Source organism: Methylobacterium mesophilicum (assembly GCF_036441335.1).
GTDB lineage: Bacteria > Pseudomonadota > Alphaproteobacteria > Rhizobiales > Beijerinckiaceae > Methylobacterium > Methylobacterium mesophilicum_B.
The window spans coordinates 134,944-152,725 of record NZ_MLBW01000033.1; the positions used below are offsets into that span (position 1 = coordinate 134,944).

The window sequence follows — 17,782 nt, forward strand, 5'->3', positions numbered from 1 at the left end:
ACGTCGCGCGCCGGCGCCGGATCAGACCACCACGGTGATCGCCTGCGCGGCGCGGGTCAGACCGGTGTAGAGCCAGCGCGCCCGGTGCTCGCGGAACGCGTAGGATTCGTCGAACAGCGTCACCCGGTCCCACTGCGACCCCTGCGCCTTGTGCACGGTCAGCGCGTAGCCGTAGGTGAACTCATCCGTCTCGCGCCGCAGGAACAGCGGGATCTCCTCGTCCGTGCCGGAGATCATCGCGCGCAGCACCTTGATGTCGGTCGGCTTCCGGCGGAGCGCCGGATCGTCCTCCGGCACCACGTCGAGGCGGATCAGGTCGGGACGCGGCGGCGCGCGCAGCGCCTGCACGGTCCAGGTCGAGCCGTTGAGCAGGCCCTTCACCCGGTCGTTGCGCAGGCAGACCAGCTTCTCGCCGATCGCTGGCATCGGGTCCGTGTGGCCGGCGAGTTCGCGCAGCCGGGCATTGTAGAGGCGGCGGGTCTTGTTCAGACCGACCAGCACCTGATCGCACTCGAGCACCTCGGCCGGATCCAGGGCGCGCCGCGACACGATCCGGCTCTGCCCGTAGCTGCCGAGCTCCAGCCGGCCGCCCTCGCGCACCGTCATCGCCATGCGGACGATCGGGTCGTCCTTCGCCTGCCGGTGCACCTCGGTGAGCATCACGTCGGGCTCCGCCTCGGTGAAGAAGCCGCCGCCGCGCACCGGCGGCAGCTGCGCCGGGTCGCCCAGGACGAGGACCGGCCGCTCGAAGGACAGGAGATCGTTGCCGAGGTCGGAATCGACCATCGAGCACTCGTCGATGATGATCAGGTCGGCCTTGGCGGCCGGGCCCGAGCGGTTCAGCGTGAAAGTCGGGCCTCCCTCCTCCGCCTCCTTGGTGCGGTAGATCAGCGAGTGGATCGTGGCGGCGTCGTAGCAGCCCTTCTGGCGCATCACCGAGGCCGCCTTGCCGGTGAAGGCGCCGTAGACCACCGTGCCGTCGACATCCTCGGCGATGCGGCGGGCGAGCGTCGTCTTGCCGGTCCCGGCGTAGCCGAACAGCCGGAACACCTGCGATCCCCCGTCCCGCCGCCACGCGGCGATCGCCTTCAGCGCCGCGTCCTGCTGCGGCGCGTAGGCGGCCGGCAGACCCGCACTCACGGCCAGCGCACGGTCGGCGGCATCGAGGACAGGATGGAGGCGACGTTGCCGCCGGTCTTCAGGCCGAAGATCGTGCCCCGGTCGTAGAGCAGGTTGAACTCCACGTAGCGGCCCCGCCGCACCTGCTGCTCGTGGCGGTCCGCCTCGGTCCAGGGCGTGCCGAGATTGTCGCGCACGATCTTCGGGTACGCCTCCAGGAAGGCCCGGCCCACGTCGCGGGTGTAGGCGAGGTCGGCCTGCGGCGTCCCGCTCCAGAGGTAATCGTAGAAGATCCCGCCGATGCCCCGCGGCTCGTTCCGGTGCTGGAGGTGGAAATACGCGTCGCACCACGCCTTGTAGCGGGCGTGATCGATGCCGTGCGCCGTGCAGGCCCGCTCCAGACAGGCGTGGAAGTGGCGGCTGTCCGGATCGTCCTGCGTGCGACGCCGGTCGAGCACCGGCGTCAGGTCCGCCCCGCCCCCGAACCACGCCCGCGTCGTCGCGACGAACCGGGTGTTCATATGCACCGTCGGCGCGTGCGGGTTCCACGGATGGGCGATCAGCGAGATGCCGGTGGCGAAGAAGCGCGGGTCCTCTGCGGCGCCGGGCATCTGGGCGCGGAATTCCGGCGCGAACTCGCCGTGCACCGTCGAGATGTGCACGCCGGCCTTCTCGAAGACGCGGCCCCGCAGCATCGCCATCACGCCGCCGCCGCCCGGCCGCCCCGTGTGGTCGGTCCGGTTCCACGGCGTCTTCTCGAACGTCCCGGGCGCCTCGGGCGCGTCGGGATGGAACGGGCCCGTGGCCTCCGCCTCGAGGGTCTCCAGGGCGGCGACGATCCGGTCGCGCAGCGTCTCGAACCACGCCGCGGCCTCGGACTTCATGGCCGTCACGTCGGCCTCGGAGGGAGGCGCAGCCAGGGCTGCGCGCGCGTCGTCCGGCATCGTCATGACACAGGCTTTTCCACCCTGCCGGGCGCACGTCAATGCGGTCGCCGCCCCGCATGAGCGCGCAGGGCGCCCGCACCGGCATCCCGGCCGGGGCCCCGGCCGGCGACGACCGCCCTACGCGGGTGCCGGCCGCTCGCCGACGGGCTTGAGCAGCCCCGTGGCGGTCGCCACCAGCTCGCCGGCCTCGTCGCGGATCTCGGCCTCGCAGAAGATCACCGACCGCCCCGCCCGGCTGACCCGTCCCTCGGCGATCAGGACGCCGCGGCCGGGGGCGAGGAATCGGGTCTGCATGTCGAGGGTCACCACGGGACGCCCCGCCCGCAGCCGCGCCGCCGTCCCCAGGGCAACGTCGAGCAGGGTGCAGAGCGCGCCGCCATGGGCGATGCCCAGGTTATTGGCGTGCTCCGGCCGCAGGGCGAGGCGCAGCCGCGTCCGGCCCGCGCGCAGGTCGAGCGCCTCGATCCCGCAGTGATCCACGAACGGGATGATGGCGCCGAAGACGGTGCCCGGCTCGGATTGCTGGTCCTCTTGCTGGTCCACGTCGATCGCCCCGGATCCTGCCCTGCCCGGATCCTTATCGCCCGCCCGCGTCCGAGGCCATGACCGGTCCGCCGCAGATCACGTGACAGTCTGGCCGAAACGTTCGTCCCGCCCCGAAGGCTCACGGGACATCGCGGCGGGCCGCCGCGTGAAGTTCCGCGCCTCTCATCAGACCGGAGACGGATCTTCGCAGAGGAAGCCGGCGGCGAGATCGCGGCGGAAGGCATAACCGGCGCCCGTCCGCGTCGCCCGGTCTCATCCAACCTCGGCTCCGGGGTGTCGGTTTGCTCGACCGTCGATTTCAGCTCGACCCACGGTTTGAATAATATGCGTGTTCATGGCCGGGGCATTGTGTAGGGAAATGCTCGACGACGACTTGATTTTGCTGCACAGACGTTAGAACCGTCCCAGGACGGTCGGATAGAGGGAATCATCGATGGACGACAACGCCACTGAGCAGCAGCAGACTTTTATCGAGCAGGCCTCCGACATCGTCTCGGCGTATGTCTCGAACAATTCCGTGCCGATCAGCGAATTGCCCGGTCTGCTCGCCGGCGTTCACGCCGCGCTGACGAAGCTGTCCGCCCCCACGGCGACGGTGACCGAGGCGGCCGACAAGCCGACGCCGGCCCAGATCCGCAAGTCGGTGACGCCGGACGCCCTGATCTCGTTCATCGACGGCAAGCCGTACAAGACGCTGAAGCGGCACCTGTCGCGCAACGGCCTGACGATCGAGCAGTATCGCGAGCGCTTCGGGCTGCCGCGCGACTACCCGTCGACGGCCGCGAGCTACTCGGCCCAGCGCTCGGAACTCGCCCGCAGCCTCGGCCTCGGCCAGCAGCGCCGCAAAACCGCCGCCCCGGCACCGGCTCCCGAGCCCGTCGCGGAGACGACCGAGAAGCCGAAGCGCGCGAGCCGCCCCCGCAAGGCCAAAGAGACGGCCTGAACCGCCCAGACGCCGGCCTGAGCCCGGCGCCTGCCCGGGCTCGTGGATACCGGCCGGCGCGCGTCCCGCGCGCCGGTCCGTCACGCGAAGTCGGCGAGATCGTCGGCGACGTCGCCCGCGGCGATCTCCGTCTCGGCCTTGTGCCGCTCGGCCGCCTCGGCCATCCCGGGCCGTGTCACCGGCCGCCCGGACACCGGCGCGGTCTCCGGCACGGTCTCTGGCYCCGCCCGGCCGGCCTCTCCGTCGGGGGATCGATCCGTCACCCGCCCTGCCATGATGCGCTCCCCGACCCGCAGACGGGAGAGCAAAGCGCGGACGGCCCGCCGCGTTCCGCGCGCGGCGCAGCGCGACCGCGTCGCGCGCGCTGGCGTGGCGCAGTTCAAGCGATATTGACAATATTCGCATCTCGATGTAATTTCTTTATTTGCATCCAGATCTGGCGAAGCGCGACGTATCCTCAATTGGATCCACTGTAATTTGCCGATGCGGAACGGTGTGTGCTTGGATGAGATTTTGGGAGACAGGAGCTTCCGTCCGGCGCTGGCATCTTGGCCGGCCTCTGCGCCCGCGCAGAATGACGGCCAACGAGCGCTCCCTCTCAATCGGTGCCGCTCCAGGCCGAAACCGACGCAGGCCGTGTGGGCGACCGCGCCGTCGGCCGCCGCCCGGGTCTGGAGCCGCCTCGTCGCCCGCGGCTTCCGCGCGCCTGAACTGGCCGCCTAGGAACGGGCCGCGTTCGCGGCTACCGGACCTGGTCGAGGGAGGCTCTCAGATCCGCGCGGCACGCGGTTCCGAACTCGGTGAGGAAATCGAGCTTGCCCTCGCGGGCGAGATCTCGGATCTCGTGGAGACTCTGATTGGGGCCGAGATAGGTGTCGATCACTCGGTCGATGACGGATCCGGCCGCGTCGACGGTCGCCTGCGAGGCGGTGAGCTGCATCTTCGCCAGCAACGCGTAGAGCAGGACGAGGTCGCCGACATCGTCGCGTTCGTGGCTCAGCGCGTCGGCGTAGAGCCTGACGGACTCGGTGATGAATTCGTTGAACAAGTCCACGCGCTGCGCGCGCTCATTCTCCCGAAGCTTGTCCTGAAACTGGCTCCGATGCGCCATCCACGTGGTCATGAACGATGTCGCGGCGCCGATCGTCGCTCCACCCAGGCCGAACATCGCCGAGATGTAAGCCGCGTCCAAAGCCCCCTCCTCGTGCCGTGGGTCCCCGTCCGCTGTACATCGGCCGCTCTAAGATCCCCTTTCCTCGACCCCCCGACCGTGACGACCGGCCGCGCGCCGCGGCTCGACCACGGCGGGTCCGGCCTCGATCCGGTTCGGGTCGCCACGATCCGGTCATCGCGGCATTCCGATCTGCAGGACATTGAAGCCGCGCCGCATGTAGCTCTCGAGGAACGCTGCGAACGGCGTGCCCGCGCCGGGTGCCTGGTTGACGCGAAGGACGGCGGCACAGCCGCGCTGCGGGCTCTCGACCGTGCGGCCGTCGGCGGAGGCCGCGGACGGCATGCCGGCCTGCCAGCGCGCCTTCAGCGCCGTGACGGCCCTGCCGGCCGTCGGGCAATCGGGATAGGCCAGGGACACGAGGAGCGCCGGGCCGGCTCTGCCCTGGTAGTCAGCCACGATCCCGCCCTCGTAGGCCGGGATGCCGTCACGACCGCGTTCGCGCTGATCGTCGATCGCCTTCCTCATCGCGGCCCTGTCGGTCGCCGATAGGACGGAGGCCGGATCGTCGAGGGTCACGCCCATCAGCGGCGTGACGACGGCCGCTTGGAGGATCGCGCCCGGGTCGCGGTCATCCGCGGCGGCGAGACCCGCCAGCGACGTGGCCACCGCCGCGTGATCCGCCGCGCTCCGTCCGACGCCGACGCGCTTCTCCAGATCCTCGGCCGCGGACGCCTGGGCGACGACCCGATCGATCGCCAGGACCGCGCTGGTCTCGCCCATGGGGCCGGACCAGGGGCTGGTCGGCTGCCGGCCCTTCAGATTCACGGCGCGCGGCTCACCGTTGGCGAGGATGCGCGGCGCGGTCGAGACCGGCCTGAAGTTCCGGTCCCGGAGTTTGCCGATCAGGTCGTCGGCGGCCGCCTTCGTCGCCAGACCCCAGTCGCTCACGCGCGCCGGAGGCTGGCCGAAGGCGGCAAAGTAGGAAATGTCCTCGAACGGGATTCCGGCCGTCTCGGTCCAGGACTGCGCCCCGCCGTAGCTGAGGGCGTTCAGCGGGCGGATGTTCTGATGGAAGGCCATGCGCCGCAGGCCGGCGTCGCTCAACGCCCCGCCGGCCGCCTTGGACAAAGCCTGCACGTCCATGAAGACGATCGGCATCGGATCAGACGTCGCGAGGGCGGAGTCCGGCACCGCGCGGAGAGCTGCCTCCAGGCTGCCGGCGGCCTGCGCTGCCGGCGGGATCATCAGAGCTGAGAACGCGACGACGATGAGGCGGCATGAAACAGTGTGCCGGAGCAAGCGGGTCACGTTGAATCCCATGCCTGGAGGTCCCTCGAATGCGCCGCGACCCGTCGATCGACGGATCGGTGATGACGACGGGCGAGAGAAGATGTCCGCAGTGTTCGCCCGATCGTCGCTGCACAGGCTCTCTACTGTGCCGATCGGTCGATTCTATCAGGGCGATCCTCGGCTTCCACTAGTGAGGGTGACCTATTGACCGTGCCGCCCGGATCGACGCCATCCGAGGCCGGGCAATCCGCGCGGTCGCGCGAGCGGGGTCTCACGCGAGCGATTCCCCGGTTCGATCGCGCATCGTCAGGACCGCGGCGAGCGAGATGGCCGACAGCACGGCCACGTAGAGACCCGGCCCCGTGGGCCACGCCAGATGGTGGACGATCCACGTCGCGGCCATCGGGGCGGTGCCACCGACCAGCGCCATCGAGGCGTTGAAGCTGATCGCCAGGGCCGTGCAGCGCGAGCGGTGCTGAAACATCTCGACGAACGCCGTCGGCACCACGGCGGCGTTTCCGGCGATCAGGATCGCGAACGCGACCTGGCTCAGGACGATCAGGAGCGTGTCGCCGCTGGTCAGCAGCATGAACAGCGGCCACGACAGGAGGGTCAGGCCCGCCCCGGTCAGGACCAGAACACGCTTGCGCCCGAACCGGTCTGACAGGGCTCCGGCGATCGGGATGCACACCGCTTGAACCACCATGGCGAGGGAGTTGATGAGGAACGCCGTGTGTTGCGGCAGTCCGGACACCGTGTGCAGGAAGGTCACGAGGTAGACGAACACGACGTAGAAGCCGCACGCGAGGCCGAGATTCATGGCGAAGGCGCGCAGCATCGCGGACCCGTCGATCTCGACGGCCGTACGCAGCGGTGAGCGCCGGTCTGCCGATGCCTGATCTTCGCGAAACACGGTCTCGACGTGGTCGTCGTCGATGTGCCGGCGCAGGGCGAAGATGAAGACGCCGAGGACGATCCCGAACAGGAACGGCAGGCGCCAGCCCCACAGGTGCACGTCCTCGGGGGTGAGCAGGCCGGTGACCAGCGTCCCCGAGATGGAGCCGAGCAGGATCCCGCCGGCGGCCCCGATGCAGGCGAGGCTGCCGGTCAGGCCGCGGCGCGCCGGTACCGCGGTCTCGGAGAGGAAGATGGCCGAGGAGGTGTACTCGCCGCCGACCGAGAGGCCCTGGCCGAGGCGCAACAGCACGAGCAGGACGGGCGCGAGGATCCCGGCGGACGCGTAGGTGGGCAGGCAGCCCATCAGGAAGGTCGAGACCGCCATGAGGCTCGCCGACAGCAGCAGGGCCGTCTTGCGGCCGTAGCGGTCACCGATGTGGCCGAACACGACGCCGCCGATCGGACGCATGAAGAAGGCCGCGGCGAACACAGCGAAGGCCGAGAGCAGCGACGTCGTGGGGCTGTCGGACGGGAAGAAGTTCCGGCCGATGACGACGCTGAAATACCCGTAGGTGGCGAAGTCGTACCATTCGAGCGTGTTGCCGATGGCGCCGGCGATCACCGAGCGACGCCGCGCCGCGCCGGAGGCCCTCGGTCCGTCGCCGAGACCGTCAACACGGATCGCGACGGGCGGCTCCCCGTACGGTGGGGTGTCCTGCATGATGCGCCCGCCTTGCTGCCGAAATCAGTCTTGAGGCTAAACTGAAACGCCAAGCTTGGCGACAGAATTGAAGACCGGCGTCATGGCTCCCCCGATCGACAGTTAAAATCCCGGGGGCCGACCCGCGAACGCCCGCCGGGCCCGCTCGATCTCGGCGTGGTGCGTCTCGGCCCAGATCCACACACCGCAGAACGCGGCCCCCAGGCTCTGGCCCAGCGGCGTCAGCGTGTAGTCCACGCGCGGCGGGATCACCGGGTGGACCGTTCGCCGGACGAGGCCGTCCCGCTCCATCTGGCGGACGGTCTGCGTCAGCATCTTCTGGCTGATCCGACACGGTCTCGCTGCGCGAGGTCCTGCAAGGCAGGGTCGAGGTGATCGAGCTGGTGCCCCCGGCGGTCCAGACGGACCTGACGCCCGGCCAGGCCACGCGCGCGGGCTATCTGCCGCTGGCCGAGTTCATCGACGAGGTGATGGCCCTGTTCCGGCAGCAGCCGACGCCGCGCGAGATCCTGGTGCAGCGCGTCGCCTTCCAGCGCGACGCCGAGGCCGAGCACCGCTTCGACGCGGCCGTCGCGACCTTGAACGCGGCCGCCCGCGCCGCCCGCGCGGCGCAACGGTGAGTTCCGCGCCGCCGCGCGGGCGCCGTCAGTGTTCTGTCGGTTCAACTCGGAGATGCTCGATGCCGTTCGCCAATTTCAAGATCCCGCAGGGCATGATGACCGGTGCGCAGAAGGCCGACCTCGTTCATCGCACGACGGATCTGCTGGTGTCCGACTTCGGAGAGGCCGCGCGGCCGCACACTATGGTCCTGGTCGATGAGGTCGCGGACGGCGGCTACGGGCGCGCGGACGCGGTGTTCGATCTCGAGGCTCTGCGACGCCTGCAGGCGCACCAGACGGGCTCGCGCTGACAGGGCGGAGCCTGCGGGCATCAAGGCAGAACCGTCCGCGCGCCGAGAGGCGGCGGCTCCGGGTTGCTCGTCGGAGCACCCGGACGGATCGCCGACGCCCTGCAGGACCGCTTCGCGCCTCCCGGCGCCGACGGTCTCCTCGCCGCTGCCACCGATCGGCTCTGGCGAAGACGGGCCCTAGATGAAGGGGGCGTCGGCTTCGAGGCCCAGGAGAATGCGGCCAGGCGGCACGAGCATGCGGTCCTGATACTGCATGTGCTGGCAGGTCGCGTACACATCGCGCAGCAGGCGCGCGAACGGCAACGCTTCGAGGACGGCGGAACTGCCCGCCGCTTCGTACATGCTCGTGACCACCTGTTTCCCGACATGGCCCGCGTACCAGCAGGCCCGCCGAACCTTGGCCTGCCACGCGGGGGTGACCGGGCGGCCGGTCTCCGCTTCCGACCAGAAGCCGGAGACCGTATCGCGGGCGAAGGCGCGGGCGGCGCCGAGACCCGTCTCGGCGCGCGCGATCGCGACCTGCACGTCCTCGCGAAGTCGCAAGGGTCCCGTGCCGCCATGCGGCGTCTTCGTCTGTGCGAGATCGATCAACGCGTCGATCGAGGCCCGAGCGAGTCCCAGCGGAACACCGGCGGCGGCGATGGCGGCCGCCGACGCCATCGGCAGCATGTAGAGCGGCTCCCTATCGCGCGGGATCATGATCCGCGCGCCGTCGACCGTCTGCGCGTCCGGCACCCAGAGGTCGGTGCAGACGACGTCGTGACTCCCGCTGGACCGCAGCCCACCGGCGTTCCAGTTGCCGACGACCGCGACGTCCTTCGAGGCGATGAAGACGCCCCGCACAGACGGTCGACCGTGCGCGTCGCGTTTCGGCTGGTCCCCTTCGACCTCGAGACACATCAGTGCCGAGACCGAGCTGAAGCGGCAGAAGCTTGCCCAGGACCAGCGTCCGTTGATCCGCCAGCCGGCTCCATCGCGAACCGCCGTTCCCGTCGGCTGGCCGCTGCCGCTGCCCGCGAACTTCTTGCCGGCGGGGATGAGCCCGCGCATCACGTCCCGATCGATGAGGTCGGCGAAGCGGGACGCGCCCCCGGACGAGATCGCGGCGCTCCAAGCCACCGAACCATCGAGTTCCGCCAGCGCCTCGATGGCGGCCAGAACGCGCAGGGGGTGGGTCTCAGGGCCGCCCAGGCCGCGCGGGAGCCAGAGTTGCGCGAGACCGGCGTCGATGAGCGCCTCCGCGACCGGCTCCGGCAGGTCCGGCCCGACAGCCAAGGCCGACCCGTGCTCCGCGATCAGGGGCCGGAGCGTCCCGATGGTCGCGAGCAGCGCCGCGTCCGGATCTCCGACCCGCGCGGCAGGGGCAATCGAGGGTGCTGCGACGTACATTCTCAGACCTCATATCTGTCCGAGACGCAGATTGACCCCGTTGATCGACCGGTTTCGTGTCGTTCTGAAGAGCTTTTGGTTACGATCGTAATCTGGAATTCTGGCAGATGGGTCGGCGATCGGATCGGACGCGCTCGACCGCGTCGTCGCGGCGGCCCTTGATCGGCGCGCCGTGCCGATCCGCCGCGATGGTGCTTGGATGAGACCGGCGCGCGATCTCGGGATCGCGCGGGATCGCGGTCAGGTCCGACCTCCCACGGTGGTCCGCGTCCGAACCGGCGTGATCCGGATGCCGCCCGAACGGCTCCAGTCCCCGGTGAATCGTCCGCGCCCGGGTCGGGTGACGACGACCCAGCTGTTGCCGCGACTGCGTGCGGATGCGGTCGAGGGCGCCTCCCGCGCCCACCACGGGCGGCCGGCCAACGTTCGGGACGAAGCGCGCGTGTCGGCTCACGTCGCGGAGCCGGATCGCTCGCCCGCGCGGCCGTCGGTCCTTAACCAGCCCATGTAGCGCACCATCAGCCCGACGCGTGGCAGGCCGATCGATACGTCGAAGCGGAACAGCTCGGCCTCTTCCCACTCGCGGGCGGAGGCGCGGGGTGCGATGGCCAGCGGAAGCGGCAGTCGGGCAACCGACCAGCCGCGCAGCACCATGCGCAGCCCATCACCGTCGCTCGCGAGGTCGAACCGGAAGCGGAACGGACCGAACCGTTCGACCACGCAGCCGCGCGCTTCGGTGAACGCGCTCGTGAACCGGCGACCGGAGAAGGTCCGCGTCCAGCGTTCCACCCCATGCCTCTCGCTGAAGCCGACGTGGAGGGCATGTTCGCCCGCGGCCGGAAATCCGAGCAGCGCGGCGAGGCCTCGCGCGATCGGGTGACGGCCGCGGGTGACGACGGCGCGACCGTGCGCCCCTGCCTCGCGCAGGACGCCGTGCAGGGCCGCGACGCGCGGGGCGAGTGCGGCGAAGCGCGGACCCATGACGCTCGCGTAGAGCGCGTCGGCCTGGACCGACTCCCGCACGTCGTGACGGATCGACAGGCCCGCGAAGCTCGGCTCGAAGTCCGTCAGATCGAGCAGGGTCCCGGCGTCGCGCGCGCCGGGGGCGATCGAGCCGGCCAGGATCCGCTCGGCCAGGATCGCAGCCGGCAGCACGGGGATCTCCGGGCCGTGACCGTCGGCCGCGAGGAGCGTCCAGCACCGCTCGACGCGGCGCCCGCCGGCCGAGCCGAACATCCGGACGACCATGCCGGACCGGTCCGAGCCCCAGCGCGCGGTCAGCCGCTGCGCCACGAGGAGCCAGCCCGCGAGTGTCTGCAAGGAGGGGATCCAGCGCCAGCGCACCGGCCAGCTCGCACACCAGAGTCCGATCACCTGCAGCGCGCGGTCGGTCCCGGCCCTGAAGCTGACCGCCGGCCGGCCCGGGAGCCGACCGGGCAGGAGTTCGAGGTCCGGGACGTCTGCCAGCGCCAGCCAGCGGCGGCCGAGGGACGTACCGTCGGACAGGGCGAAGCGCTCGCGCCGCACCTCCTGCCAGCCGACGCCCACCGACCAGCGCTGGCCGCGCCAGAGCCGGATCGGCTTGCCCACGTAGCTCAGGATGGCGGCGGCGACGGATGTCCCGGCGGTCGCGCGGTTCGAGGCGCTGATCGCGATCTCGACGGCGCTGACCGCGCCCATCCCGTGCGCCAGATGCCGGGCGACGGCGCCCGACAGGGCCGGGACGCTCGACGCGCCGGCCAGGATCGCGACGCCGGCCGCACGCGCGGGTGCGTCGAGCGCGCCGATGCCGGCCACGAACGCGCGGCCATCCGCGAGATCGAGGTAAGGGATCGCCGCGGCGATGCAGGCCCGGGGCAGGTCGTAGCCGCTGCCCTGGAAGGGGCCGGCCGCATCGATCACGAGGTCGGGACGGATGCGGTCCAGTAGGGGCGCGACGGCCCCGTTGCGGTCGGCCTGGAGGGGGCGGCACGGCGGATGGGCCGCGCAGAACGCCTCGGCACGCGCGAGGTGCCGGCCGGCGACGATCACCGCGTGACCGGCGGCCGCGAGCCGGCGCGACAGGCGCGCACCGAAGCCGCCATACCCGCCGAAAATCAGGATCGCGCTCATGCCCCACTCTCCCGCGCTGCCGGCTCAGCGTCCTGGAAGATCGCTTCCTGGCGGATCAGCCTGCCGAACCAGGGGTGGACGATGTCGAGGATGAAGCGGAAGGCGCCCACGGCCGCGCCCGCGGCGGCATCGGCGTGCGTGACGGTGAGCGCCCCGGGGGTGAGCCAGCCCGGCAGGTGCAGGCGGTGCCCGAGGCAGTCGACGAAGTAGCGGTGGCTGCGAAACACCAGCGCCCCGTCCACGACCGCGACGGTCAAGGTCATGCCGACGCCGGCGCCGACGTGCTCCTCCAGGCCGGTCGGGCCGGCGAAGCGCTTGGCCGAGTGGATCACCTGCGGGAAACCGGAGGCGCGCGCGTACAGCCGCGTCCAGACCTGGCCGCCCCCGTCCGGATCCTCGGTGACGGTGACGACGCCGGCACGACCGGTCCCGCGTTCCAGGGGGAGCGGGGCACCGACGAGGCGCGTCGCCTGCGCGACGAGCCAGCCGAGGGGGCTGACGCGCATCGCGACGACGTGGCCGACATAGACCGCGCTCGCCCCCTGCGCGAGGCGCTTGCCGAAGCGTCGGCGCACTGCCGGCGACAGGCTCGCCCATTCGCGCTCCGGGATCAGCGCCCGGAAACGCAGGTCGAGGAGGTCGCCGGACTCGTCGAACGACCCCGCGGTGCGGGTCTCGCGGGACGGCCCCGCATCGGCTCGGCGGACGTGTCCCATCGCGGTCACCTGGGCTCCTCGATCGTTCGGGCTCTCTGAGCGCGGTCCTCGAACCGTCACTCGGTCTTGGCCGGCAGGAACTTCACGATCCGGGCGCCCAGCCGGATCAGCTTGGCCAGCGTCCCGCGGGGCACGTTGAGCATCTGGCCGTACCAGCGCTCCATCGACTCGGTGAAGTCGAGCATCGCGTGCAGGCGCCGCTTGGCGACGGCCCCGAGCGCGGGGTCCGCATCCGCCTCGGCGACGCAGGTGCGCAGGGCCGCGATGGCGGGATCGATCTCCCGCTCCTTGCGGCCCGCGGCGATGCGCGTGACCATCTCCCAGAGGTCGGTCTCGGCGACGAAGTGGTCGCGGCGCTCGCCCATCACCGGCACGCGGCGGATCAGGTTCCAGCCGAGCAGCTCGCGCAGGGAGTTCGAGACGTTCGAGCGCGCGATGCCGAGCAGGCCGGCGATGTCCTCGGCGGTGAGGGGGCGCTCGGAGAGGTAGAGGAGCGCGTGGATCTGCGCGACGGATCGGTTGACGCCCCACTGGCCGCCCAGGTCGCCCCAGTGCAGCACGAAGCGCTCGACCGCGGCGGGCAGGGTGCGCGTTGGGTCTGTAATTTCTGTCATGACAGAAACTACAGACCCAATTGAAGCGGCTGTCAAGCCGGCGGGTCCGGGGGAAGCTGGTGCTCCGGATCGGGCCGCAGCCACGGCCGGGCCCGGAGTTGCTCCTGTCGCGGCCGCCGTGAGCCATCCCGGCCGGCGGTCTCGCCGCGCGTGGGCACGTCTGCGGGACTCCGCAGCTCGGCCGGTTCTGCGCTATGTCGGGCGGCGTGACGCGCGGCATCGGCCCTGCCGCGGGGCCGGGCGACGGGGCCGAGAGGACGGTGGTCGGGTGGGTAAGGGTTCGATGGAAGCGCGCGTCCCGTCCGATGGCACGGCGCCCCGTGTGGTGCGCCGCCGCATCGGTCTGCTCTACCTCGTCCTGATCGCGGCGAACGTCGCGGCCTGGTCCTGGGCCTACAGCCTGTTCGGGGGGCAGCCGGCCCTCCTCTCGACGGCGCTGCTGGCCTACGTCTTCGGGCTGCGCCACGCGGTCGATCCCGACCACATCGCCGCCATCGACAACGTCACCCGCAAGCTGATGCAGGCGGGCCAGCGGCCGGTCTCGGTCGGTTTCTGGTTCGCGCTCGGCCATTCCAGCGTCGTGGTGGTGGCCGCGGCCGCGGTGGCGCTGGCGGCGACCAGCCTGATCACGGCCTCGGAAGGCTACCGGGAACTGGGCGGCCTGATCGGCACCGGCGTCTCGGCCGCCTTCCTGATCCTCATCGGCCTGGTCAACCTCGTCGTCCTCGCGGGCGTCTGGCGCGCGTTCCGACAGGTGCGGCGCACCGGCCGCTACGTCGAGGCCGATTTCGACGTGCTGCTCGCCAACCAGGGCGTCCTCGCCCGGATCCTGCGGCCCCTGTTCCGCCTCGTGACGCGCTCCTGGCACATGTACCCGCTGGGCCTGCTCTTCGCCCTCGGCTTCGACACCGCCACGGAGGTGAGCCTGTTCGGGCTCTCGGCCGCCCAGGCGAGCCAGGGCACGGACCTCTGGACGATCCTGGTTTTCCCGGCGCTGTTCACCGCCGGCATGACGCTGGTCGACGCGACCGACGGCGTGCTGATGCTCGGCGCCTACAGCTGGGCCTATGTCCAGCCCGTGCGGAAGCTGTTCTACAATCTCACCATCACCCTGGTCTCGGTGGCGGTCGCGCTGGTGGTCGGCACGCTGGAGGCGCTGAACCTCCTGGCGGACAAGCTCAATCTCCAGGGCTGGCTCTGGCAGTGGATCGCCGCGGTCAACGACAATTTCGGGGTGCTCGGCTTCGGCATCGTCGGTCTGTTCGCGGCGGCTTGGCTGCTGTCATTCCTCATCTACCGCCTCGGCCGGTTCGACCGGATCGAGGTCAAGCCGGCCGACGCTCCCTGAGCGCGCGCGCCCGCACTCCTATGGACGGCCGCGTCCCGTGGATCGGCGGCGATGCCGCCGCGGCGCTCCTGATCCGCGTCCGCGACGGGACGTGCGATCCTATATGAGCCTGGGAGGCGGGACCTCCTGAACGCGGACGGAGGCGCCCGCGGATCCCGCGGAACACCCGGCCGACGCGGCGCTCCCGATGCGAGCCAGGGCCCGAGGACGACGATGATGGATACGCTGCGCGACAACGTCGAGCGAGGCCGCTTCGAGCTGCAGGTCGGCGGTGACGTCGCCTTCGCGACCTACCGGCGGGAACCCGGCCAGCTCGTCATCAGCCACGTCTACGCGCCGCCGGTCCTGCGCGGCACCGGGGCGGCCGGCCGGCTCATGGAAGGCGTCGCGGCGCACGCGCGCGCCGAGGGCGCTCGGATCGTACCCCTGTGCGGCTACGCGCGGGCGTGGCTGCGCGGGCATCGGACGCATCGCGACCTGCTCGCGTGAGATCGCGGCCGGACCGGGATCGGCCGCCGCCGGGGGCGGTGCCGAGGCCGTCTGGCGCTAGGACATTTGTTGCGCCACGCGCCGCCGCCGGCGCTGGACGGCCTCGCGGATGTGCGTGACGAGCAGGGCGACGAGGCGGATCTCCACGCTCTCCGTCCGCCGATGGGCCTCCATCCGGATCGTCTCCGCCGCGAGCGCGTCGGCCTCCCGTTCCAGCCGATCGAGCGCGACCGGATCGGCACTCGGGACGGCCAGCCAGATCTCCAGGAGGCGCATGACCCGGGTGGGCGGCTGCTGCGGCCGGAAGCGCCGATAGAGGCCGACGCCCGCCGCGCCGAGCGAGGCCAGCGCGCTGATCATGAGCCCGACCCAGTAGGCGGCGTTCTGTGCCTGATCGCTCAGGCTCGGCTGGTTTCCGGTGAGGTACGCCGTGGCGCCCGGATGGATCGGGAGCGCCTGGACCTTGTCGTCGGTGTCGGGGGCCTCGATGCCGGCCAGGTCGTCGTCGAGCGCGACGAGCCGCGGCTTGCCGGTGAGCACCTCGCGGGTGATCTCGCCCGCGAGCCAGTCCGGCATGCCGCCGCGGGCCACGAGCCGGTGGCTGACGGACAAGGTGGTGATGTCGTCGCCCGGTGCCGGCAGGGAGCCGAGGAAGGCGCCCTTGGGCACGTCGATCGTGTCGAGCACGGGGTGCTCCTTGGCGATCGCCGCCGCCTCGTCGACCTCGAACAGCTTCACCGCCCCGGAGCCTTTGCGCAGCGCCGTGAACAGCGGCAGCCACAGCGCGCTGCCGACAGGGGCCACCACGAACACCGAACCGATCTGGCGGCCGCGCGCGGCCTCCGTCAGCTGATCGATCGTCAGGATCCGGCGGTGCACGCTGCCCGGCGGGATGCCGAAATGGGTGAGGATGAGGTCGAGCAGGCGCGGGTCGAGCTTCCGCCCGTCGAGGAGCCCGACCGTGCTGCCCCGCAGCTTGGCCACGCCGTCGACGGCGCTGCCACCGGGCGCGACGAAGACCACCGCGTCGCGGCGCAGGATGACCAGGGTCTGCCCGTCCTTCGGCGCGGCGTCGCTGCGCACGAGGGCGAGCTGGGTCTCGCCCTTGTCCAGGGCCGCCGATGCCCCGACGCGATCCGGCTCGAAGATGGTCCGGATCCGCACCCGCGGATGCTGAGTCTCGAAGAGCTGCGTCAGGGCCTGGGCGGCTTCTCGGTCCTCGGTGCTGGTCTTGGCGACCGCGATGTCGAGCGAGAGCAGGCCGAGGAGGAGATGGACGAGCAGGGCGAGGATGGCGGCCCCGGCGATGACCCCGAGGACGATGACAGTCGTTCTGGAACGCCGGATCATCCGTGCCGCGCTGATCTGCCGATGGACCAGCATAGCGCGATCGCTCGGCCCAGTCTTCCGTCCGTTGGACAGATCAGACAATGATCCGCCCGGCGAAGATTTGGCCGACGGCGCTCCGCGCTCAGTTCATGTGGCGGTGCCGGTCCTGGACCTCCTGGAGGGCGAGCCTGCGGCCCAGCGTCATCAGCAGCGCGTCGGCCTTCACCTTGAGCTCCGCGTCCCGCAACTCGGCGATCGCGTACATCGCCGCGATGGCGTGATCGGCTGCCAGCTCGAGGGCCGACGTCCCCGCACGCGGCACGGCCTCGTCGGCCATGTCCTCGAACATCCGCATCCGAGTGATGTCCAAGAGGATGCCGCTGCCGCCCAGCGGCCGTCCGATATGATCGCCGGTGAAGCGCCCGCGCACCAGGACCCAGCGCGTCCGACCGTCCGCCGACGTCACCCGATACTCGGCGAGGTAGGGTGTCCCCTCGCGGGCGCTGCGCCGGATCAGGTCGTCGATCCGCTCCCGATCGTCCGCGTGGATGCTGCTCATGTAGCGGCCGAGCGGGACGCCCTCTTCGGCCTCGGCCGGATCGACGTTGCACATCAGGGCGACGAAGGCGTCGACCCGCACCCGATCGACGCCCGCGTCCCATTGCCAGCGGCCGACGACTTCGAGCGCATCGCGTGCGGACTGGAAGGTTTCCGAGGTTGTTGGCCCGTCAAGGGGCTTAGAAGCTGCCACCCGAGCACCTGTCTTCCGTGAATAGTAACATACGTTGGTCCGAAACCTCTGCAACCGCAAGAGGCACGGCCTGGATACTAATCAACTGTGGCGTGCCGGACACTATCGGCTCGTCGGGCCCTCGGAAGTACCTGCGGGCGGCAGCCTGGATCCGGGGCGGAGCGCTCCGCGCCAAGTCCCAGCACGTCCCTTGCCGATTCTGGCCATGACCGCTATTATGACTACAGTGGTCACGGAGGATACCATGCAGGAGATCCAGCTTCGGGATGCCAAGGCGACGCTGTCGGCCGTGATCGACCAAGCCAAGCAGGGCGCGCCCTCGATCATCACTCGCCACGGCCGCCCCGAGGCCGTGCTGCTCAGCTTCGAGGACTGGCAGCGGCTGTCGCGCGTCCCGTCGTTCGGCCGCCTGCTCATGGCTGCGCCCGTCGCGGCGGACGATCTCCCCTCCCCGTCCGGCGGGCTCAGAGGTGCCGAGCTGTGACGC

The 17,782-nt window shown here is 70.9% G+C and carries 18 protein-coding genes and 2 pseudogenes; 6 read left to right on the forward strand and 14 right to left on the reverse strand.

The window, feature by feature from the left end:
* Nucleotides 1-21: 21 nt before the first annotated feature.
* From MMR14E_RS20415 to MMR14E_RS20425, 3 genes are all read right to left on the reverse strand, one after another.
* On the reverse strand, nucleotides 22-1,140 hold the full coding sequence (locus tag MMR14E_RS20415) for an ATP-dependent DNA helicase (RefSeq protein WP_012321591.1): 1,119 nt from the start codon (nucleotides 1,138-1,140) through the stop codon (nucleotides 22-24).
* On the reverse strand, nucleotides 1,137-2,069 hold the full coding sequence (gene hemF / locus MMR14E_RS20420) for an oxygen-dependent coproporphyrinogen oxidase (protein ID WP_331316805.1): 933 nt from the start codon (nucleotides 2,067-2,069) through the stop codon (nucleotides 1,137-1,139). Before hemF ends, MMR14E_RS20415 begins: the two co-directional genes overlap by 4 nt.
* Before the next feature lie 114 nt (nucleotides 2,070-2,183).
* Nucleotides 2,184-2,609 (reverse strand): PaaI family thioesterase, encoded by a 426-nt coding sequence (locus tag MMR14E_RS20425; RefSeq protein ID WP_331316806.1) that lies wholly within the window; start codon nucleotides 2,607-2,609, stop codon nucleotides 2,184-2,186.
* A 436-nt stretch (nucleotides 2,610-3,045) separates the two neighbouring features.
* On the opposite strand from MMR14E_RS20425, the gene MMR14E_RS20430 reads away from it, so the two are divergent.
* Nucleotides 3,046-3,555, forward strand: coding sequence for a MucR family transcriptional regulator (locus tag MMR14E_RS20430; protein WP_331316808.1), 510 nt, complete (start codon nucleotides 3,046-3,048; stop codon nucleotides 3,553-3,555).
* An 80-nt stretch (nucleotides 3,556-3,635) separates the two neighbouring features.
* Here the strand turns inward: MMR14E_RS20430 and MMR14E_RS20435 are convergent, their stop codons facing one another.
* From MMR14E_RS20435 to MMR14E_RS20455, 5 genes and pseudogenes are all read right to left on the reverse strand, one after another.
* Nucleotides 3,636-3,830, reverse strand: coding sequence for a hypothetical protein (locus MMR14E_RS20435; protein WP_331316810.1), 195 nt, complete (start codon nucleotides 3,828-3,830; stop codon nucleotides 3,636-3,638).
* Nucleotides 3,831-4,297: 467 nt separating this feature from the next.
* Nucleotides 4,298-4,747, reverse strand: a complete 450-nt coding sequence (locus MMR14E_RS20440; RefSeq protein ID WP_331316811.1) for a hypothetical protein — start codon at nucleotides 4,745-4,747, stop codon at nucleotides 4,298-4,300.
* A gap of 153 nt (nucleotides 4,748-4,900) precedes the next feature.
* Nucleotides 4,901-6,037, reverse strand: a complete 1,137-nt coding sequence (locus tag MMR14E_RS20445; RefSeq protein WP_331316812.1) for a hypothetical protein — start codon at nucleotides 6,035-6,037, stop codon at nucleotides 4,901-4,903.
* A gap of 253 nt (nucleotides 6,038-6,290) precedes the next feature.
* The gene (locus MMR14E_RS20450; RefSeq protein ID WP_331316813.1) at nucleotides 6,291-7,637 is read right to left on the reverse strand and encodes an MFS transporter; all 1,347 of its coding nucleotides are present in this window, start codon (nucleotides 7,635-7,637) and stop codon (nucleotides 6,291-6,293) included.
* A 102-nt stretch (nucleotides 7,638-7,739) separates the two neighbouring features.
* Nucleotides 7,740-7,964 (reverse strand): annotated as a pseudogene (locus tag MMR14E_RS20455) (winged helix-turn-helix transcriptional regulator); the annotation flags it as partial.
* Between MMR14E_RS20455 and MMR14E_RS20460 the strand changes: the two are divergent.
* Nucleotides 7,964-8,257 (forward strand): annotated as a pseudogene (locus tag MMR14E_RS20460) (oxidoreductase); the annotation flags it as partial. The pseudogenes MMR14E_RS20455 and MMR14E_RS20460 sit on opposite strands and share 1 nt — an antisense overlap.
* A gap of 59 nt (nucleotides 8,258-8,316) precedes the next feature.
* A complete protein-coding gene (locus MMR14E_RS20465) occupies nucleotides 8,317-8,547 on the forward strand; it encodes a tautomerase family protein (RefSeq protein ID WP_331316815.1) in 231 nt (76 codons plus the stop codon).
* A gap of 177 nt (nucleotides 8,548-8,724) precedes the next feature.
* Here MMR14E_RS20465 and MMR14E_RS20470 read toward each other — a convergent pair whose 3' ends face one another.
* The 4 genes from MMR14E_RS20470 to MMR14E_RS20485 all read right to left on the reverse strand — a co-directional run bounded on the left by MMR14E_RS20470 (nucleotide 8,725) and on the right by MMR14E_RS20485 (nucleotide 13,378).
* Nucleotides 8,725-9,822, reverse strand: a complete 1,098-nt coding sequence (locus MMR14E_RS20470) for an acyl-CoA dehydrogenase family protein (RefSeq protein ID WP_331316816.1) — start codon at nucleotides 9,820-9,822, stop codon at nucleotides 8,725-8,727.
* A gap of 564 nt (nucleotides 9,823-10,386) precedes the next feature.
* Nucleotides 10,387-12,048, reverse strand: coding sequence for a DUF4166 domain-containing protein (locus MMR14E_RS20475; protein ID WP_331316817.1), 1,662 nt, complete (start codon nucleotides 12,046-12,048; stop codon nucleotides 10,387-10,389).
* Nucleotides 12,045-12,764 carry a DUF4166 domain-containing protein gene (locus MMR14E_RS20480; RefSeq protein ID WP_331316874.1) on the reverse strand — a complete coding sequence of 240 codons (720 nt, stop codon included), beginning with the start codon at nucleotides 12,762-12,764 and terminating at the stop codon, nucleotides 12,045-12,047. Before MMR14E_RS20480 ends, MMR14E_RS20475 begins: the two co-directional genes overlap by 4 nt.
* Before the next feature lie 56 nt (nucleotides 12,765-12,820).
* Nucleotides 12,821-13,378, reverse strand: coding sequence for a GbsR/MarR family transcriptional regulator (locus tag MMR14E_RS20485; protein WP_331316818.1), 558 nt, complete (start codon nucleotides 13,376-13,378; stop codon nucleotides 12,821-12,823).
* A gap of 283 nt (nucleotides 13,379-13,661) precedes the next feature.
* On the opposite strand from MMR14E_RS20485, the gene MMR14E_RS20490 reads away from it, so the two are divergent.
* Together MMR14E_RS20490 and MMR14E_RS20495 are read left to right on the forward strand one after the other, a co-directional pair.
* Entirely contained in the window at nucleotides 13,662-14,726 is a 1,065-nt protein-coding gene (locus tag MMR14E_RS20490) for a HoxN/HupN/NixA family nickel/cobalt transporter (RefSeq protein ID WP_331316820.1), read from the forward strand.
* Between the two features lie 213 nt (nucleotides 14,727-14,939).
* Complete coding sequence (locus MMR14E_RS20495; RefSeq protein WP_331316821.1) at nucleotides 14,940-15,215, forward strand: GNAT family N-acetyltransferase; 276 nt, start codon at nucleotides 14,940-14,942, stop codon at nucleotides 15,213-15,215.
* 57 nt (nucleotides 15,216-15,272) lie between these two features.
* Here the strand turns inward: MMR14E_RS20495 and MMR14E_RS20500 are convergent, their stop codons facing one another.
* Nucleotides 15,273-16,598: a TAXI family TRAP transporter solute-binding subunit gene (locus MMR14E_RS20500; RefSeq protein ID WP_331316822.1), complete on the reverse strand. Its 1,326-nt coding sequence runs from the start codon at nucleotides 16,596-16,598 to the stop codon at nucleotides 15,273-15,275.
* Nucleotides 16,599-16,686: 88 nt separating this feature from the next.
* Nucleotides 16,687-17,295 (reverse strand): PAS domain-containing protein, encoded by a 609-nt coding sequence (locus MMR14E_RS20505; RefSeq protein WP_331316823.1) that lies wholly within the window; start codon nucleotides 17,293-17,295, stop codon nucleotides 16,687-16,689.
* A 244-nt stretch (nucleotides 17,296-17,539) separates the two neighbouring features.
* On the opposite strand from MMR14E_RS20505, the gene MMR14E_RS20510 reads away from it, so the two are divergent.
* On the forward strand, nucleotides 17,540-17,779 hold the full coding sequence (locus tag MMR14E_RS20510) for a type II toxin-antitoxin system Phd/YefM family antitoxin (protein ID WP_331316825.1): 240 nt from the start codon (nucleotides 17,540-17,542) through the stop codon (nucleotides 17,777-17,779).
* Nucleotides 17,780-17,782 lie beyond the last annotated feature (3 nt).

What these genes read in the sequence shown, in the direction of transcription:
- MMR14E_RS20430 (WP_331316808.1), top strand. Translation starts at nt 3,046, where the DNA reads ATGGACGACAACGCCACTGAGCAGCAGCAGACTTTTATCGAGCAGGCC.
- MMR14E_RS20500 (WP_331316822.1), bottom strand. Translation starts at nt 16,598, where the DNA reads ATGCTGGTCCATCGGCAGATCAGCGCGGCACGGATGATCCGGCGTTCC.
- MMR14E_RS20480 (WP_331316874.1), bottom strand. Translation starts at nt 12,764, where the DNA reads ATGGGACACGTCCGCCGAGCCGATGCGGGGCCGTCCCGCGAGACCCGC.
- MMR14E_RS20450 (WP_331316813.1), bottom strand. Translation starts at nt 7,637, where the DNA reads ATGCAGGACACCCCACCGTACGGGGAGCCGCCCGTCGCGATCCGTGTT.
- MMR14E_RS20485 (WP_331316818.1), bottom strand. Translation starts at nt 13,378, where the DNA reads ATGACAGAAATTACAGACCCAACGCGCACCCTGCCCGCCGCGGTCGAG.
- hemF (WP_331316805.1), bottom strand. Translation starts at nt 2,069, where the DNA reads ATGACGATGCCGGACGACGCGCGCGCAGCCCTGGCTGCGCCTCCCTCC.
- MMR14E_RS20510 (WP_331316825.1), top strand. Translation starts at nt 17,540, where the DNA reads ATGCAGGAGATCCAGCTTCGGGATGCCAAGGCGACGCTGTCGGCCGTG.
- MMR14E_RS20475 (WP_331316817.1), bottom strand. Translation starts at nt 12,048, where the DNA reads ATGAGCGCGATCCTGATTTTCGGCGGGTATGGCGGCTTCGGTGCGCGC.
- MMR14E_RS20495 (WP_331316821.1), top strand. Translation starts at nt 14,940, where the DNA reads ATGATGGATACGCTGCGCGACAACGTCGAGCGAGGCCGCTTCGAGCTG.
- MMR14E_RS20490 (WP_331316820.1), top strand. Translation starts at nt 13,662, where the DNA reads ATGGAAGCGCGCGTCCCGTCCGATGGCACGGCGCCCCGTGTGGTGCGC.
- MMR14E_RS20465 (WP_331316815.1), top strand. Translation starts at nt 8,317, where the DNA reads ATGCCGTTCGCCAATTTCAAGATCCCGCAGGGCATGATGACCGGTGCG.